This is a genomic window from Streptomyces sp. NPDC047315, from assembly GCF_040643215.1.
GTDB lineage: Bacteria > Actinomycetota > Actinomycetes > Streptomycetales > Streptomycetaceae > Streptomyces.
On sequence record NZ_JBEYTZ010000102.1, the window covers coordinates 1 to 2637 of the forward strand.

A 2637-nucleotide genomic window follows, 5' to 3' on the forward strand; every position below is an offset into this window, starting at 1 on the left:
GTCGTTGGAGGATGCGGCGCGGGTGGTGGCTGCTCGGTCTGTGTTGATGGAGGCGTTGCCGTCGGGTGGTGGGATGGCGGCGATCGAGGCCGGGGAGGACGAAGTTGTGGCCCTTCTTGGTGGTGGGGTTGATGTGGCGGCGGTGAATGGTCCGCGGGCGGTGGTGGTGTCGGGCTCGGCGGATGTGGTGGAGGAGGTGCGAGGTCATTTCGCGGGTGAGGGTCGTCGGGCGACGTCGTTGCGGGTGAGTCATGCGTTTCATTCGGTGTTGATGGAGCCGATGTTGGCGGAGTTTGCGGAGGTGTTGTCGTCGGTGGTGTTTGGTGAGCCGGAGGTTCCGGTGGTGTCTTCGGTGACGGGGACGGTCGTGGATATGGGGTCGGTGGAGTATTGGGTGCGGAATGTTCGGGAGACGGTTCGTTTCCATGACGCCGTCACTCATGCCGTGGGTGAGTGGGGCCTTGGTTGCGTGTTGGAGGTCGGGCCTGGGGCTGGGTTGACGTCGATGGTGGCTGCCGGTGTTCTTGACGTGTTGGCGGTGCCGTTGCAGCGGGCGGAGCAGGCGGAGGACCGGGCGTTCTTGACCGCGCTGGGTGAGGCCTTTGTGCATGGCATTCCGGTGGATTGGAGCTCGGCGTTCCCGGCGGGTCTGCCGTGGGTGGATCTTCCGACGTATCCGTTCCAGGGCGACCGCTACTGGATCTCCGCCCGAACCACCGACCCCACACGAGCGCTGACGTCCTCGCGCACCGGCGCGGAGGAGCAGTCGCGGCCTGGGGAGTGGCGTTACCGCGTCACCTGGGAGCCGGTCGAGATCGACGTCACGGGACGGTTGAGCGGGACATGGCTGGTCGTTGCGGGTTCGCATCAGGTGCGGGATGAGTCCCTGACCGCTTGGCTTCCCGGACTGGAGGCCGCTCTGACGGCTGCGGGGGCGACGGTCCGTCACGAGACCTTCGATGCCGAGGCGCCGGACACTCTGGGTTCGTTGGATGGTGTGACGGGTGTGGTGTCGTTGTTGGGGCTCGGGGCGAGTGACGCGGGGCTGTTTGGGACGTTGCGGTTGGTTCAGTCACTGGTGGGTGTGGGTTTTGCGGGTCGGTTGTGGGCGGTGACCGCCGGCGGTGTGGGCGTCGGGCCTGCGGATGGGGCTCCGGTGCCGGAGCTGGCGCAGGTGTGGGGCTTGGGCCGGGTCGCTGGTTTGGAGCATCCCGGTCTGTGGGGCGGTCTGATCGATCTCCCGTCCGGCCAGGACTTCACCGAGACGGCGGGCCGCCAGCTCGTCGGAGTGCTGAGCGAGGGTGTCGAGGATCAGGTGGCGCTGCGCCAGGGCGTGGTGCTGGGTCGACGGCTGGTTCATGCTGCGCCCGCCCCTGTGGTTTCCGCCGATCGTTCGTGGCGGCCTTCGGGCACCGTACTGATCACGGGTGGTACGGGAGGGCTGGGTGCGCACGTCGCCCGTTGGGTTGTGGAGCGCGGCGCCGAGCACGTCGTCCTGGTGAGTCGTCGCGGGGCGGACGCGCCCGGTGCCCAGGAATTGGCCGACGACCTGGCCGCGGAAGGTTGCCGGGTGACGATCGCTGCTTGCGACGTGTCCGACCGTGAGGCCGTGGTCGAGCTGCTGGCGGGTGTCCCTGACGAGCATCCGCTGGATGTGGTGATCCATGCGGCGGGTGTGGGTCAGGACGGGTTGTTGGTGGATTCGGGTGTTGGGGATGTGGTGGGTGTTGGTGGGGCGAAGGTGTTGGGGGCTCGGTGGTTGGATGAGTTGACGGTGGGGTTGGAGTTGTCGGCGTTTGTGGTGTTCTCGTCGATTGCTGGGGTGTGGGGGAGTAGTGGGCAGGGTGTGTATGGGGCGGCGAATGCGTATGTGGATGCGTTGGTGGAGCGTCGTCGTGCGGGTGGGTTGGTGGGGACGTCGGTGGCGTGGGGTCCGTGGGCTGAGGCGGGGATGGCGACCGTGGGCGACGTCGAGCAGCAGTTGCGTCGGCGTGGTCTTGTTGCGATGCCGCCGGCGGACGCGATCGAGGCTCTGGAACAGGCAGTACTCGGCGACGAAGGGCTGATCACCGTCGCTGACGTCGACTGGGAGCGCTTCGGCAGTCTGTTCACCTCCAGCAGGCCCAGCCCCCTCCTCACCAACATCCAGCCGGCGACCGACGCCCCCGCGGCTGACGGCGCCCGCACCGGTCAACAGGCGGATGCCCAGCGCATGGCCGAGCTGGTCCGGAGCGGTGGGGAACCGGCGCTGCTCGAACTGGTGCGACGCGAGACCGCGCAGGTCCTCGGCCACAGCAAGCCTGCATCCGTCCGAGTGGAGCGGAGCTTCAAGGACCTCGGCTTCGACTCGCTCGCCGCGGTCCAACTGCGCAATCGGTTGGTCGACATCACCGGCTTGGAACTTCCGTCCTCGATGCTCTTCGACTTCCCGTCCCCCGCCCGACTGACTGCTGAGCTCCACAAGGAGCTCCTGGGGGACTCGGGCACAGGTGACGTCGTCAGCCCGCCCTCCTCCGAGACAAGGGATTCCGAGCCGTTGGCGATCGTGGGGTTGGGGTGTCGGTTGCCGGGGGGTGTCACGTCTCCGGAGGGCTTGTGGAGCGTGTTGGTCGAGGGGCGGGATGTGGTTTCCGGGTT

At 67.5% G+C, this 2637-nt stretch carries 1 protein-coding gene; it reads left to right on the plus strand.

The features are described 5' to 3' along the window. Positions 1-46 precede the first annotated feature (46 nt). A partial coding sequence (locus ABZ842_RS38730) for an SDR family NAD(P)-dependent oxidoreductase (RefSeq protein ID WP_361548554.1) occupies positions 47-2637 on the plus strand: 2591 nt, incomplete at its 3' end.